Source organism: Nocardioides sp. SYSU D00065 (genome assembly GCF_017916425.1).
Taxonomy (GTDB): domain Bacteria; phylum Actinomycetota; class Actinomycetes; order Propionibacteriales; family Nocardioidaceae; genus Nocardioides.
This window is the reverse complement of sequence record NZ_JAFMSX010000001.1, coordinates 1,117,162-1,135,583: the sequence shown is the minus strand read 5'-3', so window position 1 is coordinate 1,135,583 and position 18,422 is coordinate 1,117,162. Positions and strand designations below refer to the sequence as shown.

Here is an 18,422-nt window from a genome sequence, read left to right as displayed (position 1 = left end):
TGGCGGGATGACGATCCGGACCGGCACGCTGGTGAAGTGGAAGTGGGGCTCCTCGTGGGCCGAGGGCAAGGTCGCCGAGATCCACCACGGCGACGTCTCGCGCACGACCAAGGGCAAGGAGATCACCCGGCACGGCAGCGACGACGACCCGGCGTACGTCATCGAGCAGGAGGACGGCACGACGGTCCTCAAGCTCCAGAGCGAGGTCGAGCGCGCCTGACCGTGCGCGAGCGCGCCCCTCGCGGGCCCGCTCCTCGCTAGGCTCCCCGCGACGGCGGCCAGGAGGGCCGCCACGACGACGGGGGAGCACCATGCGCAGCGAGCTGTTCGACCAGGCCAACCAGGAGAACGCGACCGCCCAGCGGTTCAGCCTGCACCACCGCAAGACGCTGCGGGCGGTGCTCGGCGAGCCGGTGCTCGCCGCGAAGGGCTCGATGGTGGCCTACCAGGGGCAGGTCACCTTCGAGCACAAGTCGGCGGGCTCGCTCGGCAAGATGATGCGCCGGCTGGTGACCTCCGAGGACACGCCGCTGATGACGGTCGCCGGGCAGGGCGAGGTCTTCTTCGCCGACACCGCCAAGGACGTCTTCCTCGTGCACCTCGAGGGCGACGCGCTGTCGGTCAACGGCACGGCGCTGCTCGCGATGGACGCCACGCTCGAGTACGACGTCCACCGGGTCAAGGGCGCCGGGATGATGAGCGGCGGGATGTTCAACACCCTGGTGCAGGGTCACGGCACGGTCGCGCTGACCAGCGACGGCCAGCCGCTGATCCTGGACTGCTCGCAGGCGCCGACCTACGTCGACATCAACGCCGCCGTGTGCTGGTCGGCCGGGCTGGTGCCGCAGGTCGTCAGCTCGATGAACATGCGCTCGATGCTGCGCGGCGGCACCGGCGAGGCGTTCCAGTACGCCTTCCAGGGCCCCGGGTTCGTCGTGGTCCAGCCGTCCGAGGGCCCGGTCGTGCCGCCGCACAGCCACGGCTCCGCCGGCTGAGCCTGCGGCGTTCCGGCACCAGTGGAGCCCGCGGCCGACAGGGTGTGACCGTGGGCTCCACTGTCGTTCCCGGTGGTGACCGATCCACGCGCCGCCCGCTCGCGAAACGGCTGGTCCAGCCCTTTACACCCCCGGGGCGCAACTTCTGCGAAAACGCCACGGAATGTCGCGAGACTCCTTAGGTTGAGTCTGCTCCGTCCCTCGGGGCACGTTTCGTCTCTCCGCAGTCGCTCACGAACGAGGCACACATGACCCAGGATGCAGCCCAGTCCCGGAAGGGAGCGGGCATGTCGGTAGCCGGCTGGCCCCTGCGCCGCAAGATCGCGCTCGCCCTGGCCATCCCGCTGCTGCTCGCGGCCACCCTGGGGGGCCTCCGTGTGCTGGGCGACTACAGCGACTCCCGGGAGGCGGCGAGCAGCGCCAAGCAGGTCACCATCATCCAGCCGGCGGTCGACTACCTGACCGCGTCCGAGGCCGCCATGGTGGCTGCGCAGTCCGACGACGCCGCGAGCCAGGGCGACCTGATCGACGCGATCGCCGACATCTCCACCAACGCCGAGGCCCTGACCGAGGCGCGGGACAGCGCCGACCTGACCGACCTGCAGGTGGCCCACGTCAACGCGCTGCTCGACCTGAGCCAGGCGATGCGCGGCGAGGGCGCGGAGTCCCTCGGCCCCGCCACCTGGATCGCCCTGGTCCGCCAGCTCGAGTCGAGCGTCACGCAGCTGATCACCAGCGTGAACGCCGCCCAGGACACGCCGGAGCCCCGCCTCGAGCAGCTGTCCCAGGCCATGAGCGGCCGGCTCTCGCTCGCGCTCCAGCAGGGTCTCATCGCCACCACGCTGTCGCAGTCGAGCTCGCAGGACCTGTTCTCGGAGATCGGTGTGGAGGCTGCCGCCATCGACCGTCTCGCCGGCTCGGTCGAGGGCGCCGAGGAGCAGACCGCCCTCCTCCGCACGCAGAACACCCGGCACGCCGGCCAGGTCCGCGACGACTCCGCGAGCGACCTGGGCGGTCGCGACGCCTACGCTCCGTACGACGAGATCACCGCCTCGCTCATCAGCGGTGTCAGCGACACCCTCGACGAGGCGGCCTCCGACGCGCAGCGCAACGCGCTCCTCGGGGCGGCGCTCACGCTGCTCGCCCTCGCCGCGGCCATCGCCATCGCCTTCGTCATCGCCCGCAGCCTGCTCGACCCCATCGGCCGGGTGCGCGAGGGCGCGCTCGCCGTCGCGCGGCACCGCCTGCCCGATGCCGTCGCCCGGATCCGCGCCGGCCAGGAGCCGGAGCCGATCAAGACCATCGACGTCACCACCAACGAGGAGATCGGCCAGGTCGCCCGCGCGGTCGACGACCTGCACCGCCAGGCCATCCACCTCGCCTCCGGTGAGGCCCAGCTGCGCCAGACGGTCAACGCGATGTTCGTGACGCTCTCGCGCCGCTCCACCTCGCTGGTCAACCAGCAGCTGGCCCAGATCGAGCGCCTCGAGCACGACGAGGAGGACCCCAAGCGTCTCGAGTCGCTGTTCCGCCTCGACCACCTCGCCTCGCGCATGCGTCGCACGGCCGACTCGCTGCTGATCCTGGCCGACGCTCCCAACCGCGCCGCCGGCACGTACAGCCTCACGGTCGGCGAGGCGCTCCAGGCCGCGACCTCCGGTGTGCAGGACTACCAGCGCGTGCAGATCCTGTCGCACCTCGGCACCCGCGTCAGCGACGACGCCGCCCCCGACGTGGTCCACCTGCTCACCGAGCTCGTGGACAACGCGCTGACCTACTCCCCGCCCGCCGAGCCGGTGCGCCTCGCGGCCAAGCTCGGCGCGGACGGCGTGACCGTCACCATCACCGACGCCGGCCTGGGCGTGCCGCCCGCCGAGCTCGAGCAGCTCAACCGCGATCTGGCGCACGGCGCCGAGGCAACGCCGGACACCGCCCGCCGCATGGGCCTGTTCGTCGTCTCCCGCCTCGCCGAGCGGCACGGCATCCACGCCAGCCTGGCGCGCAACGCCGGTGGCGGCATGACGGCCACCGTGCTCCTGCCGCCGGCGATCCTTCCCGAGCTGCCGCAGAGCACTCCCGCGCCGCAGGCGGCCCCGGACGCCGCCCAGCCGGTCCCCGCCACGGTCGCCGCCCCCGAGGCGGAGATCCTCGAGACCACGGCGGTCGCCGCGCCCGCCGGTGCCAGGCGGAGCGCGCGCAAGCCCTCGCGTGCGGAGCGGGCCGAGGCCAAGGCGGCCGAGAAGGCCGAGAAGGCCGCCGCCGCGCAGGCGAAGGCGGCCCGGGACGCCGAGGCGCAGTCGGCCCCGCAGCCCGTGCAGCCGGAGCCCGTCCAGCCGGAGCCCGCGCAGCCGTCGCCGCAGCCGGTCGCTCGGACCGCCGCGGTGCCGTCCGTGACCGAGGACCGCCCGCCCCTGGAGAGCCTGCTGCCGCGCCGCGAGCCGGGAGCCAACATGCCGCGCACGGGAGCCGACGCCTTCCTGCCGCCGGAGACCTCCAGCGCCACCGGTCCGCTCTTCGGCAAGCGTCCCAGCCCGGCCGGCGAGTCTGCGACGGCCGCCGGTGCGGGATCCGCCGATGCGCCCGTTCCGGCCGCCGCCTCGCGTGCCGAGAAGGTGGCCTCGGTCGTCCCCATCACCGCGCTCGCCTCGCGCCAGCGCGCCCAGGCGGAGGAGGCGAAGGTCGAGCCGACGGCTCCTCAGCCGACCGCGCCGGCCACCCCGCCGACCACCCCGCCGACCACCCCGCCGGTCACCCAGCAGTCGGTGGCCGAGCCCGTCGTGCAGCCTCCCGCTCAGCCTGCAGTGGAGCCGGAGCCTGCCCGGGCACACGACCCGCTGTCGCGATCCGTGCCCACCGGCGCGGGCGACCGGGCGACGGCCGTCGACCCCGCCGACGAGGTGCAGGTCGACGTCGACGACCCCCTGGGTCTGGGCACCCCCACCCGCCGCGTGACCCCGCCCGTCGCGGAGCCCGTCGCGCAGCCGGTCGCCCCACCTGCCGCGCAGCCGGTCGCCGACGTACCGGCCGCCTCCCTCGGGACGGACCACGGCACCAACGGCCTGTCCCAGGACAGGGGCGCCCCGGCTCGCGCCGGCGGCGACTCGCCGATCTTCAAGTCCATGCGCTCGGGGTGGCTCACCGGCGACGCCAGCGCGATCCACGAGACCGAGGTCGACCGCGGTTGGGAGATCGCCGAGCAGGTGGCCGAGGAGACCCCGGCCGTCGAGGCCACCCCCGCCGGGCTCCCGCGACGCGCCCCCGGGGAGCGTCTCGTGCCCGGTAGCGTTACCCCGCCCACGGCCGCCAAGACGCGTGACCCCGAAGCGATCCGTCGCCGGCTCCAGGCCCACACCGCGGGTGTGTCCCGCGGTCGACGAGCAGCCCAAAGTTCCCCTCAGCACACGGAAGCAGGCCCCGTATGACGTACGAATCCGCCGCCCCCGCCGCCGGCTCCGCTGGTGACGACCGCGACCTCGACTGGGTGATGTCGCGCTTCGTCGACGACGTGCCCGACGCGGCCCACGCCATCCTGGTCTCCGCCGACGGTCTCCTGATGGCCTCGAGCACGAGCATCCCGGGCGAGCGCGCCGAGCAGGTCGCCGCCGTCTCCTCGGGTCTGGCCAGCCTCGCGGTGGGCGCCGCCCGACTCTTCGAGGGCGGATCGGTCATGCAGACCATCGTGGAGATGGAGATGGGCTTCCTGATGCTGATGAGCGTCGGAGACGGCTCGAACCTCACCGTCCTCACGACCGAGGAGGCCGACATCGGCCAGGTGGGCTACGAGATGGCCCTGCTGGTGGACCGCGTGGGACGTACCGTCGAGGCCCAGGCCCGCGTCGGTACGGGCGGCTGACCGGTTCCCGTGCCATGACGCCCCCACACGAGCCGGAGGACGAGGAGTACCGCCCTCGCCTCATCCGGTCCTACACGATCACCGCTGGCCGGACGGCGACCTCCGTCGACCTGGCCATGGAGGCCACGCTGCGCCTCCAGGCTGGTGCGGAGGCGCCCGTCCTCACCCCCTCTGCCGCGCAGGTTCTCGAGGTCTGCGACCGGCGATCCGTGGCCGAGGTGTCGGCCCTGACCAAGATGCCGATCGGTGTCACCCGGGTGCTGCTGGGTGACCTCATCGAGCAGGGCTTGGTCCGGATCCAGGCCACCATCACCGAGAAGACGTCGACAGATGAGCGTCTCGAGCTCATCGAAAGGACCCTCCGTGGACTTCGAAACTACTAAGGCACAGCGCGCTGCTGCGTCGACGAAGATCGTCATCGCCGGCGGCTTCGGCGTCGGCAAGTCGACGCTGGTCGGCGCCGTCTCGGAGATCGACCCGCTGCGCACCGAGGCGCTCGTGACCAACGAGTCCGAGGGCGTCGACGACCTCGCCGCCGTGCCCACCAAGGCGACCACCACGGTGGCCATGGACTTCGGCCGCCTCACCCTGGCCGAGGACCTCGTGCTCTACCTCTTCGGCACCCCCGGCCAGCGACGCTTCTGGTTCATGTGGGACGACCTGTGCCGCGGCGCCATCGGCGCCATCGTGCTGGTCGACGTGGCCCGGCTCGACGAGTCGTTCTCGCCGCTGGACTACTTCGAGTCCAAGGGCATCCCGTTCATCGTCGCCGTCAACGAGTTCGACGGCGTTCCGCGCTACCCGGCCGACGAGATCGCCGCCGCGCTGGCCCTGCCCGCCGACGTACCGATCATCAGCCTCGATGCCCGCGACCGCGAGCAGGCCAAGGGCGCGCTGGTGAAGATCACCGAATACTCCCTCATGCGACTTCGTGAGTCGCTCACCGTGAATGCGAACTGACCCATGACCCGCACCGACCGTCGCCTCGGCCCGGCCCGCACCGCCGTGGCCGCCCTGACCTCCGTGGCCCTGATGGGTGCGCTGAGCGCCTGCGGTGGCAGCGCCAGCGGCGAGACCGCCGACGCGCTCAGTGACGTGTCCCTCGTCTTCGAGGGCGCGCTGACCATGTGCACCGACAGCCCCTACCCGCCCTTCGTCTACGAGGAGAAGGGCAAGCTCGTCGGCTTCGACGTCGACCTGGGCAAGGCCGTGGCCAAGGCGCTCGACGCCGAGCTGGACGTGCTCGACGTCGCCTTCGACGACATCACCTCCGGCGACTCGCTCAACAACGACGTGTGCGACGTGGCGGTCTCGGCCATGACCATCACCGGCGAGCGGGCGCGCGTCCTGGACTTCTCCAGCCCCTACTTCGACGCCAAGCAGGCGCTCATCACGCCGCGCGGCTCCGGCCTGGACGAGCTGGAGGAGCTCGCCGGGCAGCGGGTCGGGGTGCAGAAGGACACCACCGGCGAGACCTACCTGAGCGACTTCGCGCCGGAGACCACCGAGGTGAAGGCGTACGACGACGCCGCCGGCGTGCAGGCCGCGCTCGACGCGGGCGAGCTGGACGCCGCGATGCTCGACAACACGGTCTCCGGCCAATTCGTCTCCGACAACCCCAGCCTCAAGCTGGCGCGTGAGTTCGACACCGGTGAGCAGTACGGCATGGCGGTGAAGAAAGACGGCAACATCCCGCTGCTGCGCGAGATCAACCGCACGCTCGCCGAGCTGCGCGAGGACGGGACCTACGACAAGATCTACGCGAAGTACTTCGGCTGATCGTCGCTCCCGACCCGTGGCCGGCGACCGACCGGTTGCGCGGGTCGGTCGCGGCAGACGTCCTACGGCGCGATCGTCAGGAACAGGAACGCCGCTAGCAGCACCAGGTGCACGCCGCCCTGGAGCGGCTTGGCCCGGCCCGGCACCACGGTGAGGATCGCGACGGCCGCGGTGAGCACCAGCAGCGTGGTCTGCAGCTGGTTGAGGCCCAGCGCGAGCGGGCCGTCGAGCCAGATGCCGGCCACGGCAATGGCCGGGATGGTCAGGCCGATCGACGCCATCGCCGAGCCCAGCGCGAGGTTGAGGCTGACCTGGACGCGGTTGCGCGCGGCGGCCCGGACGGCGGCGATCGTCTCCGGGGCGAGCACCAGCAGGGCGATCACGACACCGACGACGGCCTGGGGGAACCCCACCGCGGCGACGCCCGACTCGATCGCCGGTGACTCGATCTTCGCCAGCCCCACCACGGCGACGAGGGAGACGAGCAGCAGGCCCAGGCTGGTGAGGGTCGCCCGACCGGTGGGCGGGTCCGCGTGGCCGTCGTCGTCGAGGTCGACCGGCTCGTGCTGGAAGGAGTCGCCGCCACCGGAGGACGCGACGACCGGCGTGTGCTCGCCCGCCGCCACCGGCAGGAAGAAGTCACGGTGCCGGATGGTCTGGGTGAACACGAACATGCCGTAGAGCGCCAGGGACGCGGTGGCCGCGAAGGCGAGCTGTGCGCCGGTGAACTCCGGTCCGGGCTCCGACGTGGTCACCGACGGCACGACCAGGCACAGCACGGCCAGCGCGATCACCGTGGCCAGCGCCGCGCCGGTGCCCTCGGGGTTGAAGACGGCCAGGTGGTGCTTGAGCGCGCCCACCAGCAGCGCGAGGCCCACGATGCCGTTGACGGTGATCATCACCGCCGCGAAGACGGTGTCGCGCGCCAGCCCCGAGGTGTCCTTGTCGGTGGTCACCATGAGCGTGACGATCAGGCCGACCTCGATGATCGTGACCGCGACCGCCAGCACCAGCGAGCCGTAGGGCTCGCCCACGCGGTGCGCCACCACCTCGGCGTGGTGCACCGCCGCCAGGACGGCGCCGACCAGCAGCAGCGCGAGCACGCCGAGCACGACCGGTCCCGGGTGGCGGCCCCAGACCAGCGCGAGCGCCACGGCGGCCAGCAGGGGAGTGAGGGTGGTCCAGGAGGGCCGTCTCATGCGGCAACCCTAGGGGGTCCGGTCCAGGGGCTCGGGCGGGCTCTGGCGAGCGCTTCGGAACGAGCGCGGGCCGTGTGGCGCGTCAGCCCTCCGGCGTGGACAGCTTCTCCAGTCGCGCCCGCAGCAGCGGGACGCGGTGGCTGTTGCCCTCGAGGGTGACGTACTGCTCGCCGAAGATCGCCAGGAGCGCGTCGTCGAGGCGGCGTACGGCTCCGGCGGGATAGCGGTAGCCCATCCGCCGGATCACCGCATCGGCGTCGACCGAGGTCAGCAGGCCGGCGAGGTCGTCGACGGTGTCGATGCCGAGCTGTGCGAGCAGTCCGGCGATCCAGTCGTAGTGGTCGGTGTGCGACCAGCCGGCATCGCTGTAGTGGCCGGCCAGGAACGTGGCGAGGTCCTGCCCGACGATGTGGTCGGCCTCCGGCGCCGTGGTGCTGCCGGGGGCGGCCGCCTGGATGCGCTCGCGGATCGTCGCGAACTCCCGGTCGGCCAGCTCGATGAGCCCGGCGGCCAGCGTGAAGCGCCGATCGAGGTCGGCGGCGGCCTCGCCGGGGACGTTGCCCTTGTAGCGGATGTCGTGCTCGAACTCGGCCCACGCGTGCTGCAGCACCGTCCGCACCTGGACGCTGGCCCGCTCGCCGGCGAGGGACTCGTGCTGGTCGCCGTCACGCACCTGGACGAGGAGGTGGCGGCTCGCGTAGCCGAAGCGCCCCGAGCGGGCCGTCTCCGCGCCCAGGTCGCGGTCGTCGAGCAGGGTCAGCTCGTCGGCCAGCAGCTCGGCGACCGCGGCGACGTCGCTGTGCACGTAGGTGATCACGCGGACGCCGATCTGGTCGGTGATCTGCTCCAGCGGGTCGGGGTACACCGGCCGGCCGTTCTCGGCGCGGTTGGCCTTGGCGGCGAAGGACGCGACGCTCTTGGTCCGCCCGGTGACGCTGAGGTAGTCGATCCCCGCATCGTCGAGCAGGGTCCGGACGAGGGTGACGTACGCCGCGGTGGCGGCGGCGAGGGCCGGCTGCCGGGCGGCGTAGGCGCGGACGGCCTCACGCACCGGCTCGGCCTGCATGGCACTGCTCATGGCGCCCAGCCTGCCAGTGCGGGGGTGGCGGCGTCACTCCGCCGCCGATCCCGCACGCGCCTGCCCGGGGAGCCGCGCCGCGACGGTTATCGTCCCACCACCATGACCTCCCTTCCCACCCCGCGCGGCCGGCGCCGCGCTGCCACGCTCGCCGGCGGTCTCGCCCTCACCTCGGTCCTGGTGGCGGCCCTGTCGGCGTGCGCCTCCGACGGCGGCGACGACACCGCGTCGGACCCGGCGGCCTCGTCCACTGCGCCCAGTCCCTCGGAGTCGGCGTCGGACGCGCCCTCGGGGACCGACGAGCCCACCCCTGAGCCGGAGTCCGGCGACGGGTCGCAGACCATCCCGGCGACCGGCTCGGCGGGGGTCGCCGAGGCGCTGCTGATCAGCGCCACGGACGCCGGCGGCTCCGCCTCGACGTTCGCGTTCGCGCTGGACGGCGACCAGGCGGTCTCGGACTTCGTCACCGGGCTCGACGCCGGGTTCGCCGACACGGTGCGGGCCACCGTGGCGGAGGTGGCGCAGCAGGCGCCGGGATCGACGCCGTACGGCGCGACCGTGAGCGTCGGCTGCGAGGCGCCGACCGGCGTGGCCGTGGAGCAGGGTGAGGCCGGCTTCCAGGTCGTGGCGCAGCTGCCCAAGAGCACCGTGCAGTGCCTCGCGCCGATGACCTTCGTGGTCGTGTTCGCGGCGCCCGACGCCTGAGTCCCACGCCTGAGCTCGAGCCGGGCCGTCGTCGACCGGGCGGGCGGGGTCCTAGCGGCCCGGCGGCGGCGGGACCGTCGGCGTGGAGGTCGGCGTGGAGGTCGGCGTGGAGGTCGGCGTGGGAGTGATCGGCAGCACCGGCGGCAGCTCGCCGTTGTAGAAGACACCGAACGCGTTGGCGACCTTGCGCTCGCTGCCGTCCGAGGGCTCGTTGACCACGGCGCTCGCCCCGGAGGCGGTGCGGGTGTACATGGCCGAGGAGCCGCCGCCGTCGAGGTTGAGGGCGTTCTCCGCGCCCAGGGCCGTCATCAGGTCCGCGAGCTCGACCATCGTGTAGCCCCGGCTGGCCGACGAACGGCCGTCCACGACGAGGATGAGCAGCTTGCGGCCGTCAGCGTCGATGCCGACAGCCGTACGCGGGTGGGCGATGGTGTTGTTGATGACGGTGCGCACGCCGTTGACCAGCAGGGGCCGGTCGCCGCTGATGGCAGCGCTAGCGTTGCCGCCCTCGACGCGCTTCGACAAGGTGATTCTCTCGCCCTTGCGCAGGGACTTCAGCTGCACAGCCCCGCGGCCTACGCCGATGAGCACTCTGTCGCGAGGACCGATCTTCTTGCCGCGCGAGAGGGTGGCGCGATTGGTCAGGACCTTGTTTCTGCGCAGCACCACCTCCCGGGCGAACCTCTTCCCGTCGGTCACCTTGTAGCCCTGCGTTCGGTGCCAGTTCTTGTCGAACACCCCGATCTGGCCCTTGGGCACTTCGAAGTGATTCATGCCGCTCACAACCCAGTCACGGTGCTGTCGAATGGTGTACTGCACGCTCAGCGGGCTGATGTGGAGGCCGGCGTTGTCGATCCAGAATGACGAATTCACGTCCGGAATCCAGCCGTCGCGCGATCCGGTAAGGACCTTGCCGTCATCGATCGTCACGCCCTGCGGAGCATAGGTTCCCGGATTGTCGGAACTGCCGATGTCGAAGAAGTCACCGTTAACCGTCGCGAGCGCGCCGCTCCAGCGCGCAAACTCGCTCGGTGTGCGCCGGCTTGTGACGTACGTCGGTGAAAGAGGGCGGAAACTGATGTTCGGTGCGTCGAGGCTGACCGTCAGAAGGTTCATCCGGACCTGCCCGACGGGCTGCCGGCCGTCCACCTGGTCCCACTCGCGCAGCGTGACGCCGGGGGCGATCTCGTAGCTCACGTCGTTGCGGACCTGGGCGGCGCGGCCGCGCAGCTCGACCGGGGGGCCGACGACGGTGCCCGGCCTGCCGTCCGAGGTCTGGTTGCGGCCACGGTAGCCGGACCGAGCGGCCGCGGCGTGGGCATCGAGGCCCGCCGCGGCCCGAGCGCCGGGGGTGTCGCGGCCCTCGTCGGCGACGGACGGTCCCACGCCGAGCCCCGCGACCAGCACGGCCGCGGTGGCGAGCGTCAACGCCCGGCGACGGCGCGGCAGCGCGAGCGCGGAGGGGCGGGACGAAGGCCGGCTGACGGTCTGGGCGGAGGCGTTGGCGGAGGGCCGGGTGGAGGAAGGCACGCGTTCCAGGGTAAAGGACGTCGTGGGACTGGTGGGGATGTTGGGACCCACCTAGGCTGCCGCGCGTGCCCGCCGAGCCAGCGATACTGACCCCGGGACCGGCGTGGAACACCTTCGTCGCCGGCGACAACCTCGACGTGCTGCCCCGCCTCGCCCCCGGCTCGGTGGACGTGGTCTACACCGACCCGCCCTACAACACCGGCAACGACTTCGTCTACGCCGACCGGTTCCGCGACGGGTCGCAAGCCGACCCCTATGCCGGCCGGCACGCGGCGTGGACGGCGATGATGCGGCCCCGGCTGCAGGCGGTGCGCGAGGTCCTCGCCCCGCACGGCGCCGTCTTCGTCAGCATCGACGACAACGAGGCGGCGCACCTCAGGCTGTTGATGGACGAGGTGTTCGGCGAGGCCAACTTCCTCGCCCAGGTCGTGGTCAACCTCAACCCCAAGGGCCGCCAGCTCGGGCGCGGCTTCGCGACCAGCCACGAGTACGTGCTGGCGTACGCGCGACACCTCCCGGACTGCGCGATCGACGGCAGCACCACCGAGTCGGTCGACGAGGCCGACTTCCCGCGCAGCACCGCCGACGGCCGCCGGTTCCGCTACCTGCCGCTGCGCAACACCAACAAGAAGTTCAACCCGCTCACCGCGCCGACGCTGCACTTCGCCCTGTACGGCGACCCGGTGACCGGCCGCGTCGCGACGAGTGAGTTCCCCGGCAGCCAGGCGCTCACCCCGGTCTTCGGGGACGGGCGCCCGGCGGTGTGGCGCTGGTCGCGCCCGCGCGTCGACGAGCGGCCCGACGACCTCGAGTGCCGGGTGATCAGGGGCCGCGGGGGCGAGCGCGTCGACGTCTTCCAGCGCGACTGGCTGCACCGCGAGGGCGGCCGGCGCAAGAAGCTGCGCACGATCTGGCTGGCCGAGGAGATCGGCTCGACCGACACGGCCGTGGCCGAGCTCAAGGCACTGGTGGGCCACGTCTTCGAGTCGCCGAAGCCCACCGGCCTGGTGCGCCGGATCCTGTCGCTGCTCCCTGACGACGTCGTCGTGCTCGACCCCTTCGCTGGCAGCGGCACGACCGGCCACGCCGTCGCGCTGGCCAACGCCGCCGACGGCGGGACGCGCAGGTGCGTCAGCATCAACTCGGCCGAGCCGACGCGGCAGGGCTCCAACGCCCGGCTGGCGGGGCTGGAGACCGTCGCCGACATCACCCGGGCCCGGCTCGCCGCGGTCGCCGACCAGGTCGGCGGCGGCCTCGACGTCGTCGCCGGCTGACGCCACAGCCGACGCGGAGGGCGCCGCGTCAGGTGCTCAGCGAGTGGGCCAGCTCCTCGACCAGCGCGTCCACCACCGCGACCAGGTCGCCGCCCGACTCGTGGGCGACCGCCCGCTGCCGCTGGTAGGAGGCCCCGCGGGTGGGGATGTCGGCGACCGTGCGCAGCTCGGCCTCGCAGCCCAGGCGCCGGGCGACCGGCGTGAGCCGCTCGAGCAGGTCGTCGAGGTCCTCGGTGACCAGCCGCTCGCGGTTGTGCTCGTCGAGGATGACGATCGCCTCGAGGCCGTAGCGCGCCGCGCGCCACTTGTTCTCCTGCACCTGCCACGGCGGAAGCGTCGGCAGCCGCTCGCCCGCGGCCAGTCGGGTGTCGAGGTCGACGACCAGGCAGTGGACCAGAGCCGTCAGCGCGGCCACCTCGCCGAGGTCCGACATGCCGTCGCAGACCCGGTTCTCCAGCGTCCCCAGGTGCGGCGCGGGGCGCAGGTCCCACCGCACGTCGGCCATCGAGTCGATGATCCCGGTCGTCGTCTGGTCGGAGATGCACTTCTCGAACTCCGACCAGGTGTCGAAGGCGAACGGCAGGCCGGCGGTGGGCAGCTGCTGGAACATCAGCGCGCGGTTGGAGGCGTAGCCGGTGTCCTGGCCGGCCCAGATCGGCGAGCTCGCGGACAGCGCGAGCAGGTGCGGGTAGGTCGTGAGCATCGAGGCGAGGACCGGCATCACCCGGTCGCGCTCGGGCATGCCCACGTGGACGTGCACCCCCCAGATGAGCATCTGCCGACCCCACCACTGCGTGCGATTGATCAGCTCGGCGTATCGGTGGCCCTCGGTGAGCTGCTGGTGCGACCAGTCCGCGAACGGGTGCGAGCCGGCGCCGAGGAGGTCGACCCCCAGCTCGTCGGCGGCCGGGGCGACGACCGCGAGCGTGCCGCGCAGGTCGGCGGCCGCCTCGCCGACGGTGTCGCAGATGCCGGTGACGACCTCGATCGTGTTGCGCAGCAGCTCCTTGTGCAGCCGTTCGGGCTCGTCGAGCCGGCCGCCGGCCAGCTCGTGCAGCTCGGAGGCGACGCTGACGAGGTCGCGGTCGACCCGGTCGACGAGGGCGAACTCCCACTCCACGCCGAGGGTGGGCCGCGGCGACGCGTGGAAGTCGATGCGCATGCGTCCACTCTAGGGACGGCGGTGCCGGGGCTGGCTCACCCCTGCGACGGGCTGAGGACCCTGCTGCCACCATGGCCGCGTGGAGCAGCAGCACGACGGCCGGCACGACGACGGCCAGCACGACGGCCAGCAGGACGGTCGGGACGCCGAGGCGCAGGCGGTCGCGGAGCGGGCACGGGAGATCCACCTGACGATGGACCTCTGCCTGCGCATCGGGGAGATGCTGCTGTCGTCGGGCGCCGGGGCGGCTGACGTGACGGCGACGATGCGCTCGGTCGCCGACCACCTCGGGCTGCGCCAGGCCGAGATCGACGTGACGTTCACGGCACTGTCGATGAGCTACCAGCGCTCGACGGAGGACGTACCGGCGCTGATGCTGCGCCACGTGCAGCAGCGCGACATCGACTACCAGGACCTCACCGCGGTCGACCACCTCGTGCGCGACATCCTCACCGACCGCGTGGACCTCTACATGGCGAGGACGCGGATGGCGACCATCGTCTCGGTCGGCCACGACATCCCGCGCTGGGGCGTGACGCTGGCATCGGCTGTGATGTCGGCCGCGATCGGCGTCTCGCTCGGCGGCGGCCTGGTCGTGCTCGCCGTCGCCGCCGTGGCCGCCGTGCTGATCGACCGCGTCCAGCTCGCGCTCAGCCGGCGCCGGTTCCCCTACTTCTACCTGCAGGTCGCCGGAGGTGCCATCGCGACGCTGCTCGCGGCCGCGGTCGCCGCGACCCCGATTGCGGTGGACCCCTCGCTGGTCGTCACCGCCAACATCATCGTGCTCCTGGCCGGCATCGGGCTGATGGGCGCGGTGCAGGACGCGCTGACCGGCTTCTACCTGACCGCGGGCGCCCGGTTGATCGAGGTGATGATGGCGACCGCGGGCATCATCGCCGGCGTCGCGCTCGGCATCTCGGTGGCCGACGCCGTCCCCGGCCTGGCGCTCGGCGAGCTCGTGCCCGGTCGGCTCGGCTTCTCCGACCTGCCGGCCGTCATCCTCGGGTCGGCCGTGGCGGCCGCGGCGTTCAGCGTGTCGAGCTACGCCCCGCGGCGCGCCGTGCTGCCCGTCGCGGCCATCACGGCCGTGGCGGCGCTGGTGGCGCAGGCCTTCGCACTCAACGGCTTCGGCCGGGTCGCGTCGGCGGGTGCGGCGGCGTTCTTCATCGGCCTCGTGGCGTACGCCGTGGCCGGCCGGGTGCGGGTCCCGCCGCTCGTCGTCGCGGTGTCGGCGATCGTGCCGTTCCTGCCGGGCCTGTCGATCTACCGCGGCCTGAGCTTCCTCTCCGACGGCGGGTTCTTCGTCTCCCAGGGCATCCTCGCGCTGATGACCGCGATCTCGGTCGCGATCGCCCTCGCCTCGGGCGTGATCCTGGGAGAGTACGTCGCCCAGCCGCTCAAGCGGGAGGCGCGGCGACTGGAGAACCGGCTCGCCGGCCCGCGGCTGGTCGGCCCGTTCCGGGCGCTCACCCGTGCCGAGCGGCGGGCGCTCAAGCGGATGTCAGGCGGCTGAGCTCGTCGAGCCAGCGCCGGTGCGCGCCGTCGTACGGCGGCAGGCCGGCGCGCACGGCTGCGACCAACGCGTCGGCGCTGGACCGCGCGGCCGCGACGACGTCGGGCGGGTATCCGTAGGCCACCTGGTGCTCGGCGAACTCGTCCTCGTCGTCGAGAAAGGTCTCGCCGGGTCCCGCCATCCACGGCAGCGGGTCGCGCAGCGGCTCCGGCGACATCCGGATGACGTCGAGGTCGAGGTCGACGGCGCGCAGCACGTCGCCGTCCCAGCGTGCGGGCGTGGTGATGTCGACGTAGACCTCGCACCAGATGCCGGGGGCCTGGAAGGTGGCGAGGTGCCACCCGTCCACAGGCACCAGGGTCACCGCGTCGACGTCGGAGCGGAACTCGTGCCCCGGACGGTGGTTGTGCGTGCCTCGGGGGAAGCCGAGCCACTCGCCGTGCTCGTCGGAGCCGAGGTGGAGGCCGGCGAACTGCCAGTGGGGGCGGTCGCCCCACTTGGTCATCTCGCAGCGGATCGAGGTCCCGGGCTCCATGAGGCTCAACCTAGGCCACCGGACGTCATGCGGAGGTGCGGTCGGGGAGCCGGACCGTGACGGTCGTGTCACCCGGAGCGCTCGCGAGGTCGACCGAGCCGCCGTGGGCCCCGACGATCGCCTCGACCAGGGACAGTCCGAGCCCGGCGCCGCCGGCGCGGGTGCGGGCGACGTCACCGCGGGTGAACCGCTCGAAGGCGCGGGGCGCCAGGTCGGGGGCGAACCCGGGACCGTCGTCGTGCACGGCGAAGCCGCCAGCCGTCCCGGTCACCGTGACGGTGCTGCCGGCGGGGGTGTACTTGTGCGCGTTGGTCAGCAGGTTGCTCACGACCTGGTGCAGCCGCGCCTCGTCGCCGAGGACGGAGATCGGCTCGTCGGGCAGCACCAGCCGCCAGGAGCGCTCCCGGTCCACCACCCGCGCGTCGTCGACGGCCTCCAGCAGCAGCCGGGACAGGTCGACCGGCTCCCGCTGGAGGGGGCGCCCGGCGTCGAGGCGGGCCAGCAGCAGCAGGTCCTCGACGAGCGCGGTCATCCGCGCGGACTCGGTCTCCACCTTGTCCAGCGCGGTGCCCGTGGCCTCCGGCCGCTTGCGGGCGAGCTCGGTGTAGCCGGCGATGGTCGCCAGCGGCGTACGCAGCTCGTGGGAGGCGTCGGCGACGAACTGGCGCACCTGCTGCTCGCTGCGGTGGCGCTGGTCGAGGGAGGACTCGACGTGGTCGAGCATCGTGTTGAGGGCCGCGCCGACCTGCCCGACCTCGGTGCGCTCGTCGGTGAGCCGCTCGGGCACCCGCTCGGTGATCTCGATCTCCCCGGACGCGAGCGGGAGCTCGGCGACCCGGTGCGCGGTGCCCGCCACCTCGCGCAGCGGCGCGAGCTGGCGGCGTACGACGACGGTGCCGACGAGCGCCGCGGCGAGCACCCCGAGCAGGGTCGCCAGCAGCTCGAGCCGGACGAGCTCGGCGACCGTGCGGTTCACCTCGTCGCGAGGCAGGCCGTAGACGATCCATCCGTCGTCCGCCTGGTACGCCGCGATCCGGTAGCTGCCGAGCTCGGGCAGGCGGGCGGTCTGGACGTCGTCGGAGACGATGTCGGCGAGCGCCTCGAGCTGGTCGTGGCCGAGGTCCTCGACACCGCCCCAGCTGTCCCGGTCACGCTCCCCGCGGAGTCGGCCCACGGCCTCGCCCTCGTCGGGGAGCACGGCGACGAAGGCGCCCTCCTCCTGCTGCAGGAGGTCGCGTCCCGGGTCGAAGCCGGGCCCGCCCGGTTCCTCGGACCCGCGCGGGGCGTGCACCGTCAGGTAGAGCGACTCCCGCAGTCGCTGGTCGAGCTGCCCGTCGAGGTCGCTCTTCATCGCCAGCGTCGTCGCCGTGGCGATCGCGAGGGCCGTCGCCGCGACCAGGAGCACCGCGATCGCGACGAGGCGCGCGGTGAGGGTGCGCGGCACGCGGTGCAGCCGTCTCACGGGGCCGGCTTCAAGACGTAGCCGGCGCCGCGCATGGTGTGGATCATCGGCTCGCGGCCGGCGTCGACCTTCTTGCGGAGGTAGGAGATGTAGAGCTCGACGACGTTGGCCTGCCCGCCGAAGTCGTACTGCCACACCCGGTCGAGTATCTGGGCCTTGCTCAGCACCCGGCGCGGGTTGCGCATCAGGAAGCGCAGCAGCTCGAACTCGGTGGCGGTGAGGCTGAGCTCGGCGCCGCCGCGGTGCACCTCGTGGCTGTCCTCGTCGAGGGTGAGGTCGCCGACGACGAGCACGTTGCCGGCCTCGGCTTGGGCGGCCGTGCCGCCGCGGCGGATGAGCCCGCGCAGCCGGGCCACCACCTCCTCGAGCGAGAACGGCTTGGTGACGTAGTCGTCGCCACCCGCCGTCAGCCCGGCGATCCGGTCCTCGACGGCGTCCTTGGCGGTGAGGAAGAGGACGGGGACGTCGCTGCCGTCGGCGCGCATGCGCCGCAGCACCTCGAGCCCGTCGAGGTCGGGCAGCATGATGTCGAGCACCACGGCGTCGGGGCGGAAGTCGCGCGCGGCGGTCACCGCGTCGCTGCCCGAGTGCGCCATCCGCAGGTCCCACCCCTCGTAGCGCAGGGCCATGGCGAGGAGCTCGGCGATGTTGACCTCGTCGTCGACGACCAGGACGCGCACGGGCGAGCCGTCGACGCGGGTGAGCTGCTGCTGCATGAGCAGCATCCTGCCGCTCCTTGCTGTGCGATTGCTGTGCGAGTCCTGTCGCCGACCTGCCAGGTCCGAAGCGCGGACCTCGCGGTAGGTGCTGGGCCGGCTCAGGGCGTGGGCACAGGTCGCGCACAGGCGGGCGGCTCAGGCTCGTCCCATGACCGATGACACGACCCGAGACCCTCGACCCGACGACCAGACCCAGCCGGTGCGTGCGCAGGGCACGCCGTCCGACGTGCCCGCGGCGCCCGCCGATCCGGCTCCGGCTGTCGACCACGCTCCCTCCGCCGCCGGCGGTCCCGCGCGGCGCGGACTGCGCGCGCGGCTACGTACGCTGCGCTCCTCCGGTGGGAGCCGTACGTTCGGCCTGGCGGCCCTGATCGCCTCGACGCTCGCCGGAGTGATCGTCGGCGGCATCGGTGCCGCGACCGTCGGTGCGCTCACCCACGACCGCCCGGACTGGGGCGAGCACCGCGGCCGCATGGGACGCGACGCCGGCGACGACGGGCGCGGTCCGGCGTTCGGGGACCGCGGCCCGGGCCAGATGCAGCCCACGACCCCGCCCGAGGACGACGAGTCGGACGGTTCCACCTCCTGACCTCCGGCCGTCGGCCACCGGCCACCGTC

The 18,422-nt window shown here is 72.9% G+C and carries 18 protein-coding genes; 11 read left to right on the top strand and 7 right to left on the bottom strand.

Going from position 1 to position 18,422, the window contains the following annotated elements:
• The first annotated feature begins 7 nt into the window (after positions 1–7).
• The 7 genes from J3P41_RS05370 (at position 8) to J3P41_RS05340 (ending at position 6,627) form a co-directional block, all read left to right on the top strand.
• The gene (locus J3P41_RS05370) at positions 8–220 is read left to right on the top strand and encodes a DUF2945 domain-containing protein (RefSeq protein WP_210649165.1); all 213 of its coding nucleotides are present in this window, start codon (positions 8–10) and stop codon (positions 218–220) included.
• 91 nt (positions 221–311) lie between these two features.
• Positions 312–995: an AIM24 family protein gene (locus J3P41_RS05365; protein WP_210649164.1), complete on the top strand. Its 684-nt coding sequence runs from the start codon at positions 312–314 to the stop codon at positions 993–995.
• Positions 996–1,243: 248 nt separating this feature from the next.
• Positions 1,244–4,417, top strand: a complete 3,174-nt coding sequence (locus J3P41_RS05360) for an ATP-binding protein (protein WP_210649163.1) — start codon at positions 1,244–1,246, stop codon at positions 4,415–4,417.
• Positions 4,414–4,848, top strand: a complete 435-nt coding sequence (locus J3P41_RS05355; protein ID WP_210649162.1) for a roadblock/LC7 domain-containing protein — start codon at positions 4,414–4,416, stop codon at positions 4,846–4,848. Before J3P41_RS05360 ends, J3P41_RS05355 begins: the two co-directional genes overlap by 4 nt.
• A gap of 14 nt (positions 4,849–4,862) precedes the next feature.
• On the top strand, positions 4,863–5,231 hold the full coding sequence (locus tag J3P41_RS05350) for a DUF742 domain-containing protein (protein ID WP_210649161.1): 369 nt from the start codon (positions 4,863–4,865) through the stop codon (positions 5,229–5,231).
• Positions 5,212–5,808, top strand: a complete 597-nt coding sequence (locus J3P41_RS05345) for an ATP/GTP-binding protein (protein ID WP_307861839.1) — start codon at positions 5,212–5,214, stop codon at positions 5,806–5,808. Before J3P41_RS05350 ends, J3P41_RS05345 begins: the two co-directional genes overlap by 20 nt.
• 3 nt (positions 5,809–5,811) lie before the next feature.
• Positions 5,812–6,627, top strand: a complete 816-nt coding sequence (locus J3P41_RS05340) for an ABC transporter substrate-binding protein (protein WP_210649159.1) — start codon at positions 5,812–5,814, stop codon at positions 6,625–6,627.
• A gap of 62 nt (positions 6,628–6,689) precedes the next feature.
• Here J3P41_RS05340 and J3P41_RS05335 read toward each other — a convergent pair whose 3' ends face one another.
• Both J3P41_RS05335 and J3P41_RS05330 read right to left on the bottom strand, forming a co-directional pair.
• Positions 6,690–7,826: a calcium:proton antiporter gene (locus J3P41_RS05335; RefSeq protein WP_210649158.1), complete on the bottom strand. Its 1,137-nt coding sequence runs from the start codon at positions 7,824–7,826 to the stop codon at positions 6,690–6,692.
• Positions 7,827–7,908: 82 nt separating this feature from the next.
• Positions 7,909–8,904 carry a GTP pyrophosphokinase family protein gene (locus tag J3P41_RS05330; RefSeq protein WP_210649157.1) on the bottom strand — a complete coding sequence of 332 codons (996 nt, stop codon included), beginning with the start codon at positions 8,902–8,904 and terminating at the stop codon, positions 7,909–7,911.
• Between the two features lie 102 nt (positions 8,905–9,006).
• Here J3P41_RS05330 and J3P41_RS05325 point away from each other — a divergent pair, with 102 nt between their 5' ends.
• Complete coding sequence (locus tag J3P41_RS05325; RefSeq protein ID WP_210649156.1) at positions 9,007–9,609, top strand: hypothetical protein; 603 nt, start codon at positions 9,007–9,009, stop codon at positions 9,607–9,609.
• A gap of 51 nt (positions 9,610–9,660) precedes the next feature.
• Here the strand turns inward: J3P41_RS05325 and J3P41_RS19165 are convergent, their stop codons facing one another.
• On the bottom strand, positions 9,661–11,139 hold the full coding sequence (locus J3P41_RS19165; RefSeq protein ID WP_210649155.1) for a phosphodiester glycosidase family protein: 1,479 nt from the start codon (positions 11,137–11,139) through the stop codon (positions 9,661–9,663).
• A gap of 65 nt (positions 11,140–11,204) precedes the next feature.
• Between J3P41_RS19165 and J3P41_RS05315 the strand changes: the two genes are divergently transcribed.
• Positions 11,205–12,413 carry a site-specific DNA-methyltransferase gene (locus tag J3P41_RS05315; protein WP_307861838.1) on the top strand — a complete coding sequence of 403 codons (1,209 nt, stop codon included), beginning with the start codon at positions 11,205–11,207 and terminating at the stop codon, positions 12,411–12,413.
• 28 nt (positions 12,414–12,441) lie between these two features.
• Here the strand turns inward: J3P41_RS05315 and J3P41_RS05310 are convergent, their stop codons facing one another.
• A complete protein-coding gene (locus tag J3P41_RS05310; protein ID WP_210649154.1) occupies positions 12,442–13,575 on the bottom strand; it encodes a glutamate--cysteine ligase in 1,134 nt (377 codons plus the stop codon).
• 79 nt (positions 13,576–13,654) lie between these two features.
• Here J3P41_RS05310 and J3P41_RS05305 point away from each other — a divergent pair, with 79 nt between their 5' ends.
• A complete protein-coding gene (locus tag J3P41_RS05305; protein ID WP_307861837.1) occupies positions 13,655–15,088 on the top strand; it encodes a threonine/serine exporter family protein in 1,434 nt (477 codons plus the stop codon).
• On the opposite strand, the gene J3P41_RS05300 is transcribed toward J3P41_RS05305, so the two are convergent.
• From J3P41_RS05300 to J3P41_RS05290, 3 genes are read right to left on the bottom strand one after another with little or no spacing between them, the layout of a single operon-like run.
• Positions 15,066–15,623 carry a DUF402 domain-containing protein gene (locus J3P41_RS05300; protein WP_210649153.1) on the bottom strand — a complete coding sequence of 186 codons (558 nt, stop codon included), beginning with the start codon at positions 15,621–15,623 and terminating at the stop codon, positions 15,066–15,068. The two genes, J3P41_RS05305 and J3P41_RS05300, sit on opposite strands and share 23 nt — an antisense overlap.
• Positions 15,624–15,648: 25 nt before the next feature.
• Entirely contained in the window at positions 15,649–17,085 is a 1,437-nt protein-coding gene (locus J3P41_RS05295; protein ID WP_307861836.1) for a HAMP domain-containing sensor histidine kinase, read from the bottom strand.
• Positions 17,082–17,810, bottom strand: a complete 729-nt coding sequence (locus J3P41_RS05290) for a response regulator transcription factor (protein WP_282594797.1) — start codon at positions 17,808–17,810, stop codon at positions 17,082–17,084. Before J3P41_RS05290 ends, J3P41_RS05295 begins: the two co-directional genes overlap by 4 nt.
• Positions 17,811–17,952: 142 nt before the next feature.
• On the opposite strand from J3P41_RS05290, the gene J3P41_RS05285 reads away from it, so the two are divergent.
• On the top strand, positions 17,953–18,393 hold the full coding sequence (locus J3P41_RS05285) for a hypothetical protein (protein WP_210649152.1): 441 nt from the start codon (positions 17,953–17,955) through the stop codon (positions 18,391–18,393).
• Positions 18,394–18,422 lie beyond the last annotated feature (29 nt).